Origin of the sequence: Micropruina sp. (genome assembly GCF_047602385.1) — a bacterium.
Classification (GTDB): Bacteria; Actinomycetota; Actinomycetes; order Propionibacteriales; family Propionibacteriaceae; genus Micropruina.
Window position 1 is genome coordinate 260,470 of the sequence record NZ_JASGHL010000004.1, and the last position, 18,008, is coordinate 278,477.

Sequence of the window (18,008 nt, forward strand, 5' to 3'; positions counted from 1 at the left end):
GAGAGCGCAAAAGCGGCCCGGCACCCCGCGCTCGCCGCACTATTCAGGCGAGCAATTGCTGTCAGCGGGGGTAGAGCAGCACCTGGCTGGCCTTGACCGAGAGCCAGACCGGGACGCCTGGGGCCAGCGCCAACTCGGCGACTGCGGCTACGGTCAGGTCGACGATCACCGACTGTCCGGACGCCGCGCAGACCAGCCGAGCAGCGTCCCCGCGCGGCTCAATGCTGACCACCTGGGCCGGCCAGACATTGCGCGGGCTGCCCTCGGGATACTGCCGGTGGACGGCGATGGCGGCCGGGTCGATCAGTGCCAGCGTCTGTGCCCCGAAGCGCAGCGGTGCGTCGGGTAATCCGTGCACCATCAGACCGCCGGCTTCCAGCGACTCTCCGCCCGCGGCGCGTCCCGCGATCAGGTTCCGCCCACCCAAGCTGGCCGGGAACTCGTTGCGCGGACGCCGCATCACCTCAGCCAGGCTGCCCTGCTCGACGATCCGGCCACCGTCCAGCACCACCACCCGGTCGGCCAGCCGCCACAGGTCGATCAGGTCATGGGTGACCAGCAGCACCGGCAGCTTCAGCGCCTGCAGCCGCTCGGCGAGCACCTGCCGAATCTCGGCGGCCCCTTGGACGTCGATGGCGGCCAGCGGCTCGTCGAGCAGCAGGGCGTCCGGCTCAGCGGCCAACGCGCGAGCGATGGCCACCCGCTGGGCCTGGCCGCCGGAGAGTTGAGCGGGCCGGCGTTTCGCCAGGTCGCCCGCCCCGACCAGGCGGAGTTCCTCGAGTGCACGCTGCCGGGCCGCCTGCCGCGGCCGGCCGTTGGCGACCAGGCCGAACGCGACGTTGTCCCGCACGTCCAAGTGGTCGAACAGCAGCGGACGCTGGGCCAGCCAGCCGACCCGTCGGCGATGCACCGGCACTCTCACGCCCGGGCCGGCGAGCAGCCGTCCGTCCAGCCGGATCTGGCCGGCGGCAGACGCCAGCACCCCGATGACGGATTCGAGCACCGATGATTTCCCGGCCCCGTTCGGCCCGATCAGCGCACAGGTCTCCCCCGGCGCCACGCTCAGCGCCAGCCGGACCCCGCGCTCGGGCAGGTCCATTTCGATCTCCAGGCCGGTCATGCCGTCCGCTCTCGATTCACCAGCGTGGTCACCAGCACCAGCGCGGCAGCCAGCACGATCAGCACCGCGGCCAGCGCCAACGCGGTGTCGGTGTCGACCTCGCGCTGCAGATAGATCTCCAGCGGCAGCGTCCGGGTGGTGCCCTGCAGCGAGCCGGCGAAGGTGATCGTCGCCCCGAACTCCCCCAGCGCACGAGCCGCGGACAGGCTGGCGCCGGAGACGATGGCCGGCCGCAGCGCCGGAACGGTCACCTGCCACAGCACCCGGGACGGCCCCGCACCCAGGGTGGCCGCCACCAGTTCGGCGTCCGGGTCGATGCTGCGCAACGCACCCTCGACGGCCACCACCAGGAACGGCATCGCCACGAACGTCTGCGAGATCACCACCGCCAGCGTGGTGAAGCCGATCTCGATGCCGGCGACGCTGAGCACCTGGCCGACCAGCCCGCGGCGTCCGAAGGTGACCAGCAGGGCAAGGCCGGCGACCACCGGCGGCAGCACCATCGGCACGGTCGCGATCACCCGCCCGACCGTCACCCAACGGCCGCGCAACCTGGACAACACCAACGCCACCGGAAGGCCGAGCACCAGGCAGAGCACGGTGCTGGCCAGACAGGTGCGCAGGCTCAGGGCGAGGGCGTCCTGGGCGGCGGAGCCAGTCAGCAGGCCCGGGACGTGCGACCACGGCACCCGCAGCAGCAGACCCAGCAGCGGCACTGCCATCAGCAGGCCGCCGGCGATCGCGAGTGCCCCGATCCAGCGGGGCACCGGACGGGTCACGGCGTGACGAACCCCGCCGCGCTGAGCGCGTCCTTGCCCGTCTGGGAGCTGACCAGGGCGACGAACTCCGTAGCCAACGCGGGTTGCGGGGCGTTGGCGAGGACCGAGATCGGGTAATTGTTGACGACCTGATCGGCCCCTTTGATAGCCACCGCGGTGACCTTGTCCCCGGCGGTCTTGGCGTCCGTGACGTACACGACGCCGGCGTCCGCCTCACCCGAGGACGCCACCTTGGCGAGCACATCTGTCACCTTGGTCTCCTCCGAGACCGGCTTCAGTACCACACCCAACTTCTTCGCCAACTGATCGGTGGCGGTGCCGCAGGGCACGCCCACCGCGCAGACCACGAGCTTCTTCCCGGTCAGCGAATCGTCCAGGCCGGTGATCTTCTTCGGGTTGCCGGGCGCGGTCACCAAGGTCAACACGTTGCGGGCGAAGACGACGGGCGTGCCGGTGGTCAGCTTGGCGTCCACGGCGTTGGTCATGTTCTTCTCGTCGGCGGACGCGAACACATCAGCCTTCGCACCGCCCTTCAGCTGATCGACCAGCCCGGACGAGCCGTCGAAAGTGAACACCACCTTGACCCCGGGGTGGGACTTCTCGAACGCCGTCCCAAGCCCGGTGAACACCTTGGTCAGGGAGGCGGCGGCGAAGACAGTGAGTTTCTGCTCGCTCGGGCCGGCCGCGGTACAGCCGGAAAGGCCCAGGGTCAGCGCCAGTGCGGCGACCAGCCACTTAAGGAAGTGCTGACCAATGCTGTTCCGAGCGAGGACGTGCCCGGCGAGATGAGCGACGGCGCCCAGATCGTGTGGGCGTATCGGGTCACACGGCGCAAGAGATGGAGGTCGTCGATCGCTCGCCGGGTGCGCCGCAGCCGGAATATGCTTGATCAGCGCTTCCTTAAGTCTGTTCATCGGAATGCCTCCACTCCCACGTTGGTTGCCTTGATGACGGCGGTCGCAAGCGAGCCGACCTCGAGCCGCAATTCCCGGACGGCTTCGGTGGAGATCAGCGAGACCACCCGGAACGGACCGCACTGCAGCTCGACCTGGGACATCACCAGATCGGAGGTGATCGCAGTGACCAGGCCGGTGAAGTGGTTGCGGGCCGAACGATGGCCGACCGACGGGTCGAGGGCGTCCGCCGTGCCGGCCACTTCCTGGGCCAGCGAGGCCAGTTCGGCGCCGGCGACCACTTGGCGTCCCGAGGCGTCCTGATCGAGGCTGAGGCGCCCCTGATCGGCCCAGCGGCGAACCGTGTCATCACTCACTCCGAGCAGGGCCGCCGCCTCAGCTATCCGCAACTGCGTCACGGGCAGGACGATAGCACCGCAGTTACGGCACTATCCGATGAGTGGGCGGCTCACCCGGCGCAGGCCGGACCCATCTGCCTCAGCTGCTCCAGGTCGATCGACGGGTCGTCCAATGCTTTCAGCATCTCGACCCGCTGCGCGTGGCGTCCGCCCGCCGGCTCGGTGCTGAGAAATGCCTCAACGATCATCCTCGCCTCCCCCGGGCCGACCACCCGCTCACCCACGGCGACGATGTTGGACGCGTTGTGCTGGCGGGACAGCCGTGCGGTGTACGGCTCGGAGCAGACCACCGCCCGCGCGCCGGCGACCTTGTTGGCGGCCAGGGAGATGCCGACCCCGGTGCCGCAGACGAGAATGCCCAGGTCGTACTCACCCGAGGCGACCTTGTGCCCGACCACGGCGCCGGCATAGGGGTAGTCGACCTTCTCGCCCAGCGCCGGGCCAAGGTCGTCCACGTGGTGGCCCAGCTCCCGCGCCTGCTCGATCATCTCGAGCCGGAGCTCGACCCCGGCGTGGTCGCTGTGCGCAACGATCTTCATGAGCACACCTTAAGGGGACGGCGCCGGGCTCCGGCCTCGCGCACATCGCCCGCGCGAGAGGCATGTCGCCGGCACCGGAGCGCAGGCGATGACCCGGAGGCAGGCGATGCCAGCGGGGGCGGGCGGCTCCCGGTCATCAGAGCGGCGGACGCGGATAGAAGTCCCACGTCTTGCCCCGCTCGTCATTGATCCGCCAGGCCGGCAGTTGCGTGCGGTGGGCACCGCGAAAGATCGACACCAGGATCGCTGCCGCCTCGGCCATCACATCATCGGCCGCCTCGACCGCGTCATCGTCGTCCTCATCGAGCTCCGGGGCGTAGGCGTAGCAGCCGTCCACCCGGATCTGCGGGAACCACTCCTCACCCAGCCGGATTTCGACCGTGCTGCCGCCCACCGGTTCGAAACTGAGCTGGAGTTGATGAACGGCGAATGGCCGGTCCTCGGGCCGAAGCCACGTTCGTTCGGACGCCGGCGGCGTCACTTCGCGCGCGATCCGCCGGAGCAGGTCGTCGGCGTGCTCCTCGAGCCCTTGGCGCCATTGCTCGTGCGGCTCGGTCGTCTCGATGCCCGGCAGGTCGCTCGGGAGGCGCTCGTCCAGGATCCGCTGGGTCGCCGGCCAGTCATCGACCCGGTCGAAGTGTACGACGCGATCCATGCCGTACTTGGCACCCACCCGCAGCGTGAGGGCGAGGTCCTCGCGGGCAACCACCTCGTCCCAGCGACCGCGTCCGTCGAACGGCACCCAGAATCCCCGCCGGCTGAAGATCACCGCACTGCCGAATCCCCACAGCACGACCCCCAGGCAGACCAGCCAGGCGAGCACGGCCGAGATCGCCCGCAGCCACTCCCAGGACGACCACTGGTCGACCGCCCAGGCGGCACCGACCTGCCAGACGACGAGCAGTGGCCCCCAGACCAGCCACCTGCGACTGACCAGCACCACCGGAACCACGACGGCCACCCTATCGGGTGCCCGCCAGGCCCTCCCTAACTACCTGTGCCCTCCCGCAGGTGGGAGGGCACAGGTAGTTAGGGAGGGGTTTATCCGGGTCTGACAACGGCGGACGGCCCCGGGGAAACTCCCCGGGGCCGTCCGTCAGCGATCAGTTCAGCGCAGGTCGCCGATGTCGAACTCGTCCAGCGACACGTTCATGCCGCTGCCGGCCATGTCGTAGTCGTACGGGTCATAGCTGAGCTCGTAGGCTGCCGCCCGGGCCTCCGCGGTCGGTTCGACCCGGATGTTCCGGTACCGCTCCAGGCCGGTGCCGGCCGGGATCAGCTTGCCCAGGATGACGTTCTCCTTCAGGCCGACCAGGCTGTCCGACTTGGCGTGGATCGCCGCGTCGGTGAGCACCTTGGTGGTCTCCTGGAAGGACGCCGCCGACAGCCAGGACTCGGTCGCCAGGGACGCCTTGGTGATCCCCATCAGCACCGGACGGCCCTGAGCCGGCGTCCGGCTCTCGGTGACCATCTGACGGTTCTGGGTCTCGAAGGTGTTCCGGTCGACCAGCTCACCCGGCAGCATCGTGGTGTCACCGGACTCGATGACGGTGATCCGCCGCAGCATCTGCCGGATGATGATCTCGATGTGCTTGTCGTGGATCGGCGCGCCCTGCGTCCGGTACACGGCCTGCACCTCTTCGACCAGGTGCTCCTGGACCTTGCGCAGGCCGCTCACCCGCAGGACATCCTGCGGATCGGGCGTGCCGGCGTAGAGCTGCGCTCCGGCGGCGACGTGGTCACCGTCGGCGGTCGAGTGCCGGATGCCGTTGCTGTCCTCCCACTCCAGCCGGACGCGTCGCGGCAGCAGGTACTCCAGGTCCTCCTCGCCGTCGTCGCGGACGATGATCAGCTTGCGGTTGCGCTCGCCGTCCTCGATCCGGATCCGGCCGGCCGCCTCGGCGATCGGCGCCTTGCCCTTGGGCTGACGGGCCTCGAACAACTCCACCACACGCGGCAGACCCTGGGTGATGTCGTCGCCGGCCACACCACCGGTGTGGAAGGTACGCATGGTCAGCTGCGTGCCGGGCTCGCCGATGGACTGCGCGGCGACGATACCGACCGCCTCGCCGACATCGACCAGCTTGCCGGTGGCCAGCGAACGGCCGTAGCACATCGCGCAGGTCCCGGACTTCGCCTCACAGGTCAGCACCGAACGCACCTTGACCTCGGTGACCCCGTGCTTGATCAGCTTGCGGATGTTCACATCACCCAGGTCGACACCGGCCTGCAGCAGCACCTTGCCGTCGGCATTGGTGATGTCCGAGGCGAGGGTACGGGCGTAGACCGCAGTCTCGACGTTGCGCTCCGCGACCGGCTTGCCGTTGCGTCCCGGTGCCGAGATCACCTTGGTCAGGCCACGCTCGGTGCCACAGTCCTCCTCGCGGATGATGACGTCCTGGGAGACGTCGACCAGCCGCCGGGTCAGGTAACCCGAGTCGGCGGTCCGCAGCGCGGTGTCGGCCTGACCCTTCCGGCCACCGTGGGTGGAGATGAAGTACTCCAGCACGCTCAAGCCCTCACGGAAGTTGGACTTGATCGGCCGGGCGATGATCTCGCCCTTCGGGTTGGCCACCAGGCCTCGCATGGCGGCGATCTGACGCATCTGGGTCATGTTCCCTCGCGCGCCGGAGTGCACCATCATGAAGATCGGGTTGTCCCGGGTGAAGTTGGCCTCCATCGCCGCGGTGAGTTCCGCGGTTGCGTCGGTCCACAGCTGGATCAGCTCCTGGTGACGCTCCTCCTCGGTCACCTTGCCGCGTTCGTACTGCTTGGTGATCTTGGCCGCCTTGGCGTCGTAGGACGCCAGGATCTCGGGCTTGTTCGGCGGGGTCTGGACGTCCGAGATGGACACCGTGACGCCGGAGCGGGTGGCCCAACCGAAGCCGAGGTCCTTCAACCGGTCCAGCGTGGCCGCCACCTCGATCTTCGGGTAGCGCTCGGCCAGGTCGTTGACGATCTGGCCCAGCTTCTTCTTGCCCACCTCGACGTTCACGAACGCGTAGTCGGCCGGCAGCGCCTCGTTGAACAGCGCCCGGCCCAGCGTGGTGGCCAGCAGGAAGCTGCCATCGGCACGTGCCTCCTCGCCCTCGGGAGCCACGATGCCGCGGAACCGGATGGTGCACGGAGCGCCGATCGCCAGCTCGCCGCGATCGAAGGCCATGATCGCCTCGGCCACCGAGCCGAAGACCCGGCCGGCACCGAGGCCGGCCGGCTGCTCCATGGTGAGGAAGTAGTGGCCGATCACCATGTCCTGGGTGGGCATGGTGACGGGACGACCGTCGGCCGGCTTCAGGATGTTGTTGGTGGACAGCATCAGGATCCGGGCCTCGGCCTGCGCCTCCGCGGACAGCGGCAGGTGCACGGCCATCTGGTCGCCGTCGAAGTCGGCGTTGAAGGCGGTGCAGACCAGCGGGTGGATCTGGATCGCCTTGCCCTCGATCAGCTGCGGCTCGAACGCCTGGATGCCGAGGCGGTGCAGGGTAGGTGCGCGGTTGAGCAGCACCGGGTGTTCGGAGATGACCTCTTCGAGCACGTCCCACACCACCGGACGCTGCCGGTCGACCATCCGCTTGGCGCTCTTGATGTTCTGCGCCAGGTTCAGGTCGTCCAGCCGCTTCATCACGAACGGCTTGAACAGTTCCAGCGCCATCGCCTTGGGCAGGCCGCACTGGTGCAGCTTCAGCTGCGGGCCGACCACGATGACCGAACGGCCCGAGTAGTCGACGCGCTTGCCGAGCAGGTTCTGCCGGAACCGGCCCTGCTTGCCCTTGAGCATGTCCGAGATGGACTTCAGCGGACGGTTGCCCGGCCCGGTCACCGGACGGCCGCGGCGTCCGTTGTCGAACAGCGAGTCGACGGCCTCCTGCAGCATCCGCTTCTCGTTGTTGACGATGATCTCGGGCGCGCCCAGGTCGAGCAGGCGCTTGAGCCGGTTGTTCCGGTTGATCACCCGGCGGTACAGGTCGTTGAGGTCGGACGTCGCGAACCGCCCGCCGTCCAGCTGCACCATCGGACGCAGGTCCGGCGGGATGACCGGGACGGCGTCCAGCACCATGCCGGACGGGCTGTTGACGGTGTTCAGGAACGCCGAGACGACCTTGAGCCGCTTCAGCGCACGGGTCTTGCGCTGGCCCTTGCCGGTGGCGATGGTCTCGCGCAGCGACTCGGACTCGGCCTGCAGGTCGAAGGTGGCCAGGCGGTTCTTGATCGCCTCGGCCCCCATGTAGCCCTCGAAGTACTTGCCGAAGCGGGTCTTCATCTCGCGGTAGAGGATCTCGTCACCCTCGAGGTCTTGGACCTTGAGGTTCTTGAACCGGGTCCAGACCGCGTCCAGCCGGTCGATCTCACGCTGCGCGCGGTCACGGACCAGCTTCAGCTCACGCTCGGCACCGTCGCGGACCTTCTTCTTGATGTCGGCCTTGGCACCCTCGGCCTCCAACTGCCCCAGGTCTTCCTCGAGCTTGGCCATCCGGGTGTTCACGTCGTTGTCGCGGCGCTGCTCCATCTGCTTGCGCTCGACCTCGACCTTGGCCTCCAGCGACTGCTGGTCGCGGTGGCGCGCATCCACGTCCACCGCGGTGATCATGTACGCGGCGAAGTAGATGACCTTCTCCAGGTCCTTCGGGGCGATGTCCAGCAGGTAGCCCAGCCGGCTCGGGACGCCCTTGAAGTACCAGATGTGGGTGACCGGGGCGGCCAGCTCGATGTGACCCATCCGCTCGCGGCGGACGTTGCTGCGGGTCACCTCGACACCACAGCGCTCACAGATGATGCCCTTGAAGCGCACCCGCTTGTACTTGCCGCAGTAGCACTCCCAGTCGCGGGTGGGGCCGAAGATCTTCTCGCAGAACAGCCCATCACGCTCGGGCTTCAGGGTGCGGTAGTTGATCGTCTCGGGCTTCTTGACCTCGCCGTGGCTCCACTCGCGGATCTGGTCCGCGGTGGCCAGACCGATGCGCAGTTCGTCGTAGAAGTTGACGTCAAGCACGTGTGTTTTCTCTCTTCTTTCGAAAACTTGATCTGAGTTGGTTGCGACTGAGCGTGAACTCAGACCTCGTCGAGGGCGGCGAACGAGTCGGCACCCGGACGGCGGGACAGGTCGATTCCGAACTCCTCGGCGGAGCGGAAGTCGTCCTCGGAATCACGAAGCTCGACCACAGTGCCGTCGGAGGAGAGCACCTCGACGTTCAGGCAGAGCGACTTCATCTCCTTGACCAGCACCTTGAACGACTCGGGGATGCCCGGCTCGGGGATGTTCTCACCCTTGACGATCGCCTCGTAGACCTTGACCCGGCCCGGCACGTCGTCGGACTTGATGGTGAGCAGCTCCTGCAGCGCCCAGGCGGCACCGTAGGCCTCCAGCGCCCACACCTCCATCTCACCGAACCGCTGGCCACCGAACTGCGCCTTGCCGCCCAGCGGCTGCTGGGTGATCATCGAGTACGGACCGGTCGAGCGGGCGTGGATCTTGTCGTCCACCAGGTGGTGCAGCTTCAGCATGTAGATGTAGCCGACACCGACCCGCTCCGGGTACGGCTCGCCGGAACGTCCGTCGAACAGCTGCGCCTTGCCACCGGCGTCGACCAGGTTCATCCCGTCCCGCTGCGGCAGGCCGTGCTCGAGCAGGCCGGCGATCTCGTGCTCGTTGGCACCGTCGAAGACCGGGGTGGCCAGTCGGGCATCGCCCTCCACCCGGCCCAGGCCGACCTCCTTGAGCCGGTTGGCCCACGGCTCGTCGACGCCGTCGATGTCCCAGCCGGTCTTGGCGACCCAGCCCAGATGCGTCTCCAGCACCTGGCCGACGTTCATCCGGGACGGCACACCGAGCGGGTTCAGCACGATGTCGACGGGCGTGCCGTCCTCCAGGAACGGCATGTCCTCGACCGGCAGGATCTTGGAGATCACGCCCTTGTTGCCGTGCCGTCCGGCGAGCTTGTCGCCGTCGGAGATCTTCCGCTTCTGGGCCACGTAGACCCGGACCAGCTGGTTGACGCCCGGGGGCAGCTCGTCGCCCTCTTCGCGGTCGAAGACCCGGACGCCGATCACCGTGCCGGTCTCGCCGTGCGGCACCTTCATGGACGTGTCGCGCACCTCGCGGGCCTTCTCGCCGAAGATGGCGCGAAGCAGCCGCTCTTCCGGGGTGAGCTCGGTCTCGCCCTTCGGGGTGACCTTGCCGACCAGGATGTCGCCGGTGCCGACCTCGGCACCGATCCGGATGATGCCGCGCTCGTCCAGGTTGGCCAGCATGTCATCGCCGATGTTCGGGATGTCCCGGGTGATCTCCTCGGCGCCCAGCTTGGTGTCACGCGCGTCGATCTCGTGCTCCTCGATGTGGATCGAGGTGAGCACGTCGTCCTGCACCAGGCGCTGGCTGAGGATGATCGCATCCTCGTAGTTGTGACCCTCCCACGGCATGAACGCGACCAGCAGGTTGCGGCCCAGCGCCATCTCACCGTTGTCGGTGCAGGCACCGTCGGCCAGCGGCGAACCGACCTCGACCCGCTCGCCCTCGGCGACCAGCGGCCGCTGGTTGATGCAGGTGGCCTGGTTCGACCGAGTGAACTTCGCCAGCCGGTAGCTGCGGTAGCTGCCGTCGTCGTTGGCCACGTCGATGATGTCGGCGCTCACCGAGGTGACCACGCCGGCCTTCTCGGCCACCGTGACGTCCCCGGCGTCGACCGCACCGCGGTACTCCATGCCGGTGCCGACGAACGGCGCCTCGTTGCGGATCAGCGGCACCGCCTGGCGCTGCATGTTCGCACCCATCAGGGCCCGGGACGCGTCGTCGTGCTCGAGGAACGGGATCAGCGCGGTCGCCACCGAGACCATCTGGCGCGGCGAGACGTCCATGTACTGGACGTCGGCCGGGGCCACCTCGTCGGCGTCGCCGTGCTTGGTCCGGACCAGCACCCGGTCCTCGGCGAAGTTGCCGTCGGCGTCCAGCGAGGCGTTGGCCTGCGCGATGACGTAACGGTCCTCCTCGTCGGCGGTCAGGTAGTCCACCTGGTCGGCGACCCGGCCGTCGATCACCTTGCGGTACGGGGTCTCGATGAAGCCGAACGCGTTCACCCGGGCGAAGGAGGCGAGCGAGCCGATCAGGCCGATGTTCGGGCCTTCCGGGGTCTCGATCGGGCACATCCGGCCGTAGTGGCTGTGGTGGACGTCACGGACCTCCATGCCCGCCCGGTCACGGGAGAGGCCCCCCGGGCCCAGTGCCGAGAGCCGGCGCTTGTGGGTCAGGCCGGCGACCGGGTTGGTCTGGTCCATGAACTGGGACAGCTGCGAGGTGCCGAAGAACTCCTTCAGCGCCGCCGACACCGGACGGATGTTGATCAGGGTCTGCGGCGTGATCGCCTCGATGTCCTGGGTGGTCATCCGGTCGCGCACGGTGCGCTCGAGCCGTCCCAGGCCGATCCGGAGCTGGTTCTGGATCAGCTCGCCCACGGTCCGCAGCCGGCGGTTGCCGAAGTGGTCGATGTCATCGGTCTCGACGATCAGGTCGCCGAGCTGCTCGCGTCCCTCGTGCAACGCCACCACGTAGCGGATCGCCGCGACGATGTCGTCGACGGTCAGCACCTGCTTGTCGAACGGCTCGGTGAGGCCCAGCTTCTTGTTGATCTTGTACCGGCCGACCTTGGCCAGGTCGTAGCGCTTCGGGTTGAAGTAGTAGTTCTCCAACATCGCCTGCGCGGCCTCGCGGGTCGGCGGCTCGCCCGGACGCAGCTTGCGGTAGATGTCCAGCAGCGCCTCGTCGGTGTTCGCGGTGTGATCCTTCTCCAGGGTGAGCCGCATCGACTCGTACTCGCCGAACTCGGCCAGAATCTGCTCGTTCGTCCAGCCCAGCGCCTTGAGCAGCACCGTGACGTTCTGCTTGCGCTTGCGGTCGAGCCGGACGCCGACCATGTCGCGCTTGTCCACCTCAAACTCAAGCCAGGCACCCCGGCTCGGAATCATCTTGCAGGTGAAGATGTCCTTGTCGGAGGTCTTGTCCGGGGTCTGCTCGAAGTAGACACCCGGCGAGCGGACCAGCTGCGAGACGACGACGCGCTCGGTGCCGTTGATGATGAAGGTGCCCTTGTCGGTCATCAGCGGGAAGTCGCCCATGAACACGGTCTGGCTCTTGATCTCGCCGGTGTCGTTGTTCATGAACTCGGCGGTCACGAACAGCGGCGCCGCGTAGGTGACGTCGCGGTCCTTGCACTCTTCGACGGAGTGCTTCGGGTCTTCGAAGCGGTTGTCGCGGAACGACAGCGACATGGTCTGCGACAGGTCCTCGATCGGCGAGATCTCCTCGAAGATCTCTTCCAGGCCGGACTTGGTGTTGACGTCGGTGCGACCCTCGGCGAGGGCAGCCGCCACCCGGTTGCGCCAGGTCTGGTTGCCGACCAGCCAGTCGAAGGACTCGATCTGCAGGTCGAGCAGATTCGGGACCTCGAGGGGTTCGGCGATCTTGGCGAATGAGATCCGTCCGGAAGCGGAGACGACATTGGTGTTCTTCGACGCAGAGCGCGAGACGGCCAAGGTGATGGTCCTTCCAAGAAACCCGGTGTGAGCCGGTTCTTTGCACGCAGAACGGCCCGCGTCAAATCACGGGTCGTAGGTGAGCGATGGGCAAACAAGCACGATAGTCCACCAGCGGCCGCTTCGCAAGTCGGTTCGTCGGGTCGAAGCCACGGTGGCGAAGCCGGGAACCGCGCTTGGCCGGATCCGGCCGCGTGACCGGACGATCGTGCGGCCAAGTTCGGCTCCCCCGCGGGGTTTCTCGGTTGTCGGGGCTCCGTCCGGTTTCCGCAAGGTGACCTGGCCGGGTCCGGCGACGCCGCGGCACGGCTCGGTGCCGACCTCGAGGTGAACGGACTGGGACCGCGATGGCGGTGTGACCGGGACTCGGCGCCGATGCGACACGGAGCTGTCAAGGCCTGACAGCGGCGCACCAGGCGTTCGCGGGTGAGATTGCCCCAGAACGCACTGAATCGGTGCTCGCCTCGGGCAACGGGAGGAAACTCACAAGGCGAACACCGATCAGCAGTGCCCATCGACCGCACTATCGGGGGGTTGTGCCGTCGATGCAGTAATCCCACCACGACTTGACAGTGTTGTCAAATGTCTGCTGGCGCCGCGTCCATATTCTGGTCGTACAGTCCCTCAAGGGAGACAGCCCGCTGCCAGCACTGGCTCGCCTGCCGGAACTGCTCCTGCTCGCCGTACCGGCCGGCCGCACGGATGAACGCCGCCCGGGCAGCGCTGACGCTGCCGAGATCCAACTCGATCTCGGCGAGCAACTCCTCGCCCTTGCCGTTGCTGATCACCGCGGGGCGCAAGGCCGGGTCGGCCAGCAACGCGATCGCCAACTCGCGCGCCTCGCGCGGGCGTCCCTCTTGGAGCGTCAACTTCGCCTCAGCGAGCCGCAACTCGAAGACGTCGAACGCGCTGCCGATCAGGTTGAGCCCGCCCCTGGCCACCTCGAGCAGCTCACGAACCCCCTCGACGATCCCGGCGTCCAGCCGGCAGTTGGCCGCCGACCGGTTGAGCCGTAGCCACATCCGCAGGTCGCGACGCGGGCTGAGCAGCTCCAAGGCCAGATCGTGCAGTTCGAGGCCCTTGGCGACATGATCGGACTTGAAGGCCGCAGTGCCCAACGCCCAGTAGACGACCCCGCGCGCGTGGGCCGACTCGATCTGCAGCGAGACCTCTTCAAGCCGGTTCCTGAGCCGGTCGGTCTCAGCAGTCGGACGGCCCGCCTCGAGCGCGGCGCTGATCAAGCACATCAGCGCGTCCGCCATCACGATCGCGGGTGCTTCGGCGGCGAGCACCACCGCCTGGCCAGCGTGCACCAGTGCCATCGGAAGCTCGTCGCCGACGCGGTGGGCGGTCGCGGACAAGCACAAAGCCTGAGCTCGCAGCGTTGGCGACGCAGCCGCCACCTGGTGACTGGCCAGCCGCTCCGCGAAATGGATCGCGTCAGCGAAGTCACCTTCGGCCAGGGCCGCCTGGGCCTGCACGTACAGCGCCTGCCAATGCCGCTCCGGCTGCCCTGCGCTCAGCGCCGATGCCGCCGCCCGCGTCGCCAGCTCGCCGGCGGTCGCCCAGTCCCGGTCGTACCAGGCGCGTTCGGCAACCAGCAGATGCTCCAGCGCACGATTGTTGTCGAGGCTGTCGATCGTCTCCGGAATGGACGGGTCCATCCCCAGCTCGTCGGCGGTGACTCCCAGGCGCATCGACAAGAATTCGATCACGTCGTGCGATGCCGCGCGGCGCCCACTCTCGAGGTGGGAGATGTAGCTGCCGGTGTAGCGCTTCCCGCCAAGCTCCGCCTGCGACATGCCGACCTTCTTGCGCGTCGCTCGGAGTCGCGCGCCGAACCCATCGTGGCTCAGCGAAGTGGTCAAGACACACCTCCTCCGGACTTTCGCACCCCAGTCTGACGATTAGTTGACATGTCCGTCAAGTCTCGATAGCTTTTGTCAACAACATCCTCGTCGATCTACCGGGGGACAACACACCATGAACAAGATGATCCGCAAGTCCGTGGTTGCCGTCGCGGCGCTCCTCGCAATCGGCATTGTGCCGGTTGCTGCGCAGACCTCCAACCACGCATGGGGTGGCTTCGGTGATTGGCCCGTCAGCTCCCGGCTCGGGCATCGCTGACCCTTACAAGCCAGCCCAACCCACCCCCCGAGAAGACACAGAGATCGGCGGCGGAGTTTAACTCCGCCGCCGATTGCTGCATGGTGGCGACTGCGCTCACAACGACTTGCGGCGGCGGAACCCGATCGGGGTTCCGCCGCCGCAGGTGTCAGCTGAGCGGTGTCTCAGTTCACTTGACCGAGACGGCGGCGCCGGCGGCCTCCAGGGCCTCCTTCGCCTTGGCCGCAACGTCGCGAGCGACCTTCTCCAGGACGGCCTTCGGAGCGGCCTCGACCAGGTCCTTGGCCTCCTTGAGGCCCAGGCTGGTGAGCGCGCGCACCTCCTTGATGACCTGGATCTTCTTGTCGCCGACGGACTCGAGGATCACGTCGACCTCGTTGCTGACCTCTTCCTCCTCGGCGGCCTCGCCACCACCGGCGGCGGCCGGCGCGGCGGCCGCGGCCACCGGAGCGGCGGCGGTCACGCCGAAGGTGTCCTCGAACTGCTTCACGAACTCGGAGAGCTCAATCAGGGTCATCTCCTTGAAGGCGTCAAGGAGGTCGTCGGTGCTGATCTTCGCCATGATGATGGTCCTTTCGTTCTTACTTCGATGCAGCGTCAGCCGCGTCTTCGGTGGCCTCCGCAGCGGGCGCTGCATCGGTTGCCGGGGCGTCCCCGGCCTGCTTCTGCTCGGACAGGGCGGCCAGGACGCGAGCGGCCTGGCTGAGCGGGGCGGCGAACAGGCCCGCGGCCTTCGCCAGGTTGCCGTTCATCGCGCCGGCCAGCTTCGCCAGGAGCACCTCGCGGGACTCCAGGTCAGCCAGCTTCTTGACCCCTTCGGCGTCCAGGACACGACCGTCCATGACGCCACCCTTGATGACCAGATGCGGGTTCGCCTTCGCGAAGTCACGCAGTCCCTTGGCGACGTCGGCGACGTCCCCGGAGATGAACGCGATCGCGGTGGGACCGGAGAGCTGCGCCTCCAGGCCCTCGATGCCCGCCTCGCGGGCAGCGATCGTGGTCAGCGTGTTCTTCGCAACGGCATAGGTGGCGTTCTCACCCAAGGACCTGCGCAACTCCTGCAGGCTCTTCACGGTGAGACCGCGGTACTCGGTCAGTACAGCGGCAGCCGCGTTGGTGAAGCTGTCCTTCAGCTCCGCAACGGCTGCGGCCTTATCGGCGCTCGCCATGAGTCTCCTTCCCACTTCCGTTGATCTGCCTCGGACATGGAAAAACCCCGGCGCGCAGGGCTACCCGGGGCGAACTCGTGACGAGCTGTTCTGGAGTACCTGCGCGGGCGATCGTTGATCCTTAGGACACCGAGTGGTGTCACCAGCGGTCTTCGGCTCCGCTCAGTCTATGCCACGGCGTCCGGCCCGGCCAAATCGGCCGCCGGTCGCTCCGCGCTCGGGCCGGGGGGCGCGGAACGGCCCGGCATCCCATGGGGGACGCCGGGCCGTTGCCGGGTGTGGATCGCGCTCAGACCTCGGCGGGCTTGGTCCGGGTCGGGTCAACACCGACGCCGGGGCTCATCGTGGACGACACGGTGACCTTCTTCAGGTACCGGCCCTTGGACGAGGACGGCTTGAGCCGCAGCACCTCGTCCAGGGCGGCGAAGTAGTTCTGGCTCAGCTGCTCGGGGCTGAACGAGGCCTTGCCGACGATGAAGCACAGGTTTGCGTGCCGGTCGACGCGGAACTCGATCTTGCCGCCCTTGATGTCGGTGACGGCCTTGGCCACATCCATCGTGACGGTGCCGGTCTTCGGGTTCGGCATCAGGCCGCGCGGACCGAGGACCCGGCCCAGGCGTCCGACCTTGCCCATCATGTCCGGGGTGGCGACGACGGCGTCGAAGTCGAGGTAACCGCCGGTGATCTTCTCGATCAGCTCGTCGGCACCGACCTCGTCGGCGCCTGCGGCGGTGGCGTCCGCGGCCTTCTCACCGGTGGCGAAGACGAGGACCCTTGCCGTCTTGCCGGTGCCGTTGGGAAGGTTCACGGTGCCGCGGACCATCTGGTCCGCCTTCCGCGGGTCGACGCCGAGCCGCATCGCGACCTCGACTGTCTCGTCGAACTTGGCGCTGGCGTTGGTCTTGACGATCGCCAGGGCCTCCTCCGGGGTGTACGCCTGCTCCGCGTCGCGCTTGTCGGCGGCGGCGCGGTAAGCCTTGCTTCGCTTCATTACTGGTCTCCTTGTGATGTCGGCCTCGTGTGGCCGATCTGCCAGGCGCGGTCCGGACGTGGGTCCTGCCGCTGGGTTGGGTGTTCAGTTCCGAGGTCTCGACACGCTCGACCAACGGGGTGCCGGTCTCGACAAGCTCGACCGGCGGTGGTTGGCGTCAGCCGGCGACGGTGATGCCCATCGAGCGGGCGGTGCCCTCGACGATCTTGGCGGCGGCCTCGATGTCGTTGGCGTTCAGGTCGGGCAGCTTGGTGGTGGCGATCTCACGGACCTGGGCGGCGGTGATGCTGCCGACCTTGTCGGTGTGCGGGCGCGCGGAGCCGCTCTTGACGCCGGCGGCCTTCTTGATCAGCTCGGCGGCCGGCGGGGTCTTGGTGACGAACGTGAACGTGCGGTCTTCGTAAATGGTGATCTCGACCGGGATCACGTTGCCGCGCATGGCTTCGGTTTCTGCGTTGTACCGCTTGCAGAACTCCATGATGTTGACGCCGTGCGGGCCGAGCGCGGTGCCGACCGGCGGAGCCGGGGTCGCCGCGCCCGCGTTCAGGGCGACCTTGACGATGGCCGCTACCTTCTTCTTGGGAGGCATGTGTGTGGGTCCTTAACTGGTTGTGTAACGGTGCGCGAACTAAACCTTGGCGATCTGGTTGAACGTAAGGTCGACCGGGGTCTCCCGACCCAGGATCTCCACCAGGGCCTTGAGCCGCTGGCTGTTCGCGTTGATCTCGGTGATCGTCGCATGCACCCCGGAGAAGGGGCCGTTGACGACCATGACGGAGTCGCCGACCTTGAAGTCGGCGACCTCGACCTTGCGGGTCCGCTTCTTCGGGCCGGACGCCGCGGCGGCGGCCTTGGCCAGCGCGGCCGGGGCCAGCATCTTGTGCACCTCGTCGAGCGAAAGCGGAACCGGCGCGTTGGCGTGGGCGACGAAGCCGGTCACCGACGGGGTGTGCCGGACGGCGGCCCAGGAGCCGTCGGTCAGCTCCATCCGCACCAGCACGTAGCCCGGCAGCACCGTCCGGGTGACCGTCTTGCGGGTGCCGCTGCGGGTCTCGACGACCTCTTCGGTGGGCACCACGGTCTCGAAGATGTACTCCTCCATGCCGAGCGTCTTCACCCGGGAATCGAGGTTCTGCTTCACCCGGTTCTCCATGCCGGAGTAGGTGTGAATCACGTACCAGTCACCGATCTGGCCGCGCAGCTGCTGGTGCAGCGCCTCCAGGACGGCCTCGTCGCCGGCGTCCGCTTCATCGTCGGCGGACGGCTCGGGCTCGGGTTCGCTGAGGTCGATCGAGAGGCCGTCGTCGGCCTCGTCGGAGGAGTCGATGCTCAGGTCCAACTCGAAGTCGTCCGACGGTGCGGCGGCATCGGCCGGCCCGAGGTCGATCTCGAACTCGGGCTCGTTGGTGGCATGCGTATCAGACACAGATTTGCTTCTCTCGTTGACT

15 protein-coding genes are annotated in these 18,008 nt (G+C 67.7%); 1 reads left to right on the forward strand and 14 read right to left on the reverse strand.

Annotated elements, in window-relative coordinates; genetic code table 11:
* Positions 1-61: 61 nt before the first annotated feature.
* The 9 genes from QM711_RS14335 to QM711_RS14375 all read right to left on the reverse strand — a co-directional run bounded on the left by QM711_RS14335 (position 62) and on the right by QM711_RS14375 (position 14,141).
* Entirely contained in the window at positions 62-1,120 is a 1,059-nt protein-coding gene (locus QM711_RS14335) for an ABC transporter ATP-binding protein (protein ID WP_415100489.1), read from the reverse strand.
* On the reverse strand, positions 1,117-1,899 hold the full coding sequence (locus QM711_RS14340) for an ABC transporter permease (protein ID WP_415100491.1): 783 nt from the start codon (positions 1,897-1,899) through the stop codon (positions 1,117-1,119). Before QM711_RS14340 ends, QM711_RS14335 begins: the two co-directional genes overlap by 4 nt.
* Positions 1,896-2,813: a molybdate ABC transporter substrate-binding protein gene (modA, locus tag QM711_RS14345; RefSeq protein ID WP_415100493.1), complete on the reverse strand. Its 918-nt coding sequence runs from the start codon at positions 2,811-2,813 to the stop codon at positions 1,896-1,898. Before modA ends, QM711_RS14340 begins: the two co-directional genes overlap by 4 nt.
* A complete protein-coding gene (locus tag QM711_RS14350) occupies positions 2,810-3,211 on the reverse strand; it encodes a TOBE domain-containing protein (protein ID WP_415100495.1) in 402 nt (133 codons plus the stop codon). Before QM711_RS14350 ends, modA begins: the two co-directional genes overlap by 4 nt.
* A gap of 50 nt (positions 3,212-3,261) precedes the next feature.
* The gene (rpiB, locus tag QM711_RS14355; protein ID WP_415100497.1) at positions 3,262-3,750 is read right to left on the reverse strand and encodes a ribose 5-phosphate isomerase B; all 489 of its coding nucleotides are present in this window, start codon (positions 3,748-3,750) and stop codon (positions 3,262-3,264) included.
* 136 nt (positions 3,751-3,886) lie between these two features.
* The gene (locus QM711_RS14360; RefSeq protein WP_415100499.1) at positions 3,887-4,702 is read right to left on the reverse strand and encodes a hypothetical protein; all 816 of its coding nucleotides are present in this window, start codon (positions 4,700-4,702) and stop codon (positions 3,887-3,889) included.
* A gap of 156 nt (positions 4,703-4,858) precedes the next feature.
* Positions 4,859-8,740, reverse strand: coding sequence for a DNA-directed RNA polymerase subunit beta' (locus tag QM711_RS14365; RefSeq protein WP_415100501.1), 3,882 nt, complete (start codon positions 8,738-8,740; stop codon positions 4,859-4,861).
* Between the two features lie 59 nt (positions 8,741-8,799).
* A complete protein-coding gene (gene rpoB, locus QM711_RS14370) occupies positions 8,800-12,273 on the reverse strand; it encodes a DNA-directed RNA polymerase subunit beta (RefSeq protein WP_415100503.1) in 3,474 nt (1,157 codons plus the stop codon).
* Positions 12,274-12,851: 578 nt separating this feature from the next.
* Positions 12,852-14,141: a helix-turn-helix domain-containing protein gene (locus QM711_RS14375; protein ID WP_415100505.1), complete on the reverse strand. Its 1,290-nt coding sequence runs from the start codon at positions 14,139-14,141 to the stop codon at positions 12,852-12,854.
* A 115-nt stretch (positions 14,142-14,256) separates the two neighbouring features.
* Between QM711_RS14375 and QM711_RS14380 the strand changes: the two genes are divergently transcribed.
* Positions 14,257-14,400, forward strand: coding sequence for a hypothetical protein (locus tag QM711_RS14380; protein WP_415100507.1), 144 nt, complete (start codon positions 14,257-14,259; stop codon positions 14,398-14,400).
* 169 nt (positions 14,401-14,569) lie between these two features.
* Here QM711_RS14380 and rplL read toward each other — a convergent pair whose 3' ends face one another.
* The 5 genes from rplL to nusG all read right to left on the reverse strand — a co-directional run bounded on the left by rplL (position 14,570) and on the right by nusG (position 17,986).
* Positions 14,570-14,962: a 50S ribosomal protein L7/L12 gene (gene rplL, locus QM711_RS14385; RefSeq protein ID WP_415100509.1), complete on the reverse strand. Its 393-nt coding sequence runs from the start codon at positions 14,960-14,962 to the stop codon at positions 14,570-14,572.
* A 19-nt stretch (positions 14,963-14,981) separates the two neighbouring features.
* Positions 14,982-15,569, reverse strand: a complete 588-nt coding sequence (gene rplJ / locus QM711_RS14390) for a 50S ribosomal protein L10 (protein ID WP_415100511.1) — start codon at positions 15,567-15,569, stop codon at positions 14,982-14,984.
* A 289-nt stretch (positions 15,570-15,858) separates the two neighbouring features.
* Positions 15,859-16,560: a 50S ribosomal protein L1 gene (rplA, locus tag QM711_RS14395; RefSeq protein WP_415100513.1), complete on the reverse strand. Its 702-nt coding sequence runs from the start codon at positions 16,558-16,560 to the stop codon at positions 15,859-15,861.
* 157 nt (positions 16,561-16,717) lie between these two features.
* On the reverse strand, positions 16,718-17,149 hold the full coding sequence (gene rplK, locus QM711_RS14400) for a 50S ribosomal protein L11 (protein WP_415100515.1): 432 nt from the start codon (positions 17,147-17,149) through the stop codon (positions 16,718-16,720).
* A gap of 39 nt (positions 17,150-17,188) precedes the next feature.
* Complete coding sequence (nusG, locus tag QM711_RS14405; protein WP_415100517.1) at positions 17,189-17,986, reverse strand: transcription termination/antitermination protein NusG; 798 nt, start codon at positions 17,984-17,986, stop codon at positions 17,189-17,191.
* Positions 17,987-18,008 lie beyond the last annotated feature (22 nt).

Coding starts and splice junctions, on each gene's coding strand:
- QM711_RS14335 (WP_415100489.1), bottom strand. CDS start 1,120: ATGACCGGCCTGGAGATCGAAATGGACCTGCCCGAGCGCGGGGTCCGG.
- modA (WP_415100493.1), bottom strand. CDS start 2,813: ATGAACAGACTTAAGGAAGCGCTGATCAAGCATATTCCGGCTGCGGCG.
- rpiB (WP_415100497.1), bottom strand. CDS start 3,750: ATGAAGATCGTTGCGCACAGCGACCACGCCGGGGTCGAGCTCCGGCTC.
- QM711_RS14380 (WP_415100507.1), top strand. CDS start 14,257: ATGAACAAGATGATCCGCAAGTCCGTGGTTGCCGTCGCGGCGCTCCTC.
- rplL (WP_415100509.1), bottom strand. CDS start 14,962: ATGGCGAAGATCAGCACCGACGACCTCCTTGACGCCTTCAAGGAGATG.
- rplJ (WP_415100511.1), bottom strand. CDS start 15,569: ATGGCGAGCGCCGATAAGGCCGCAGCCGTTGCGGAGCTGAAGGACAGC.
- rplA (WP_415100513.1), bottom strand. CDS start 16,560: ATGAAGCGAAGCAAGGCTTACCGCGCCGCCGCCGACAAGCGCGACGCG.
- rplK (WP_415100515.1), bottom strand. CDS start 17,149: ATGCCTCCCAAGAAGAAGGTAGCGGCCATCGTCAAGGTCGCCCTGAAC.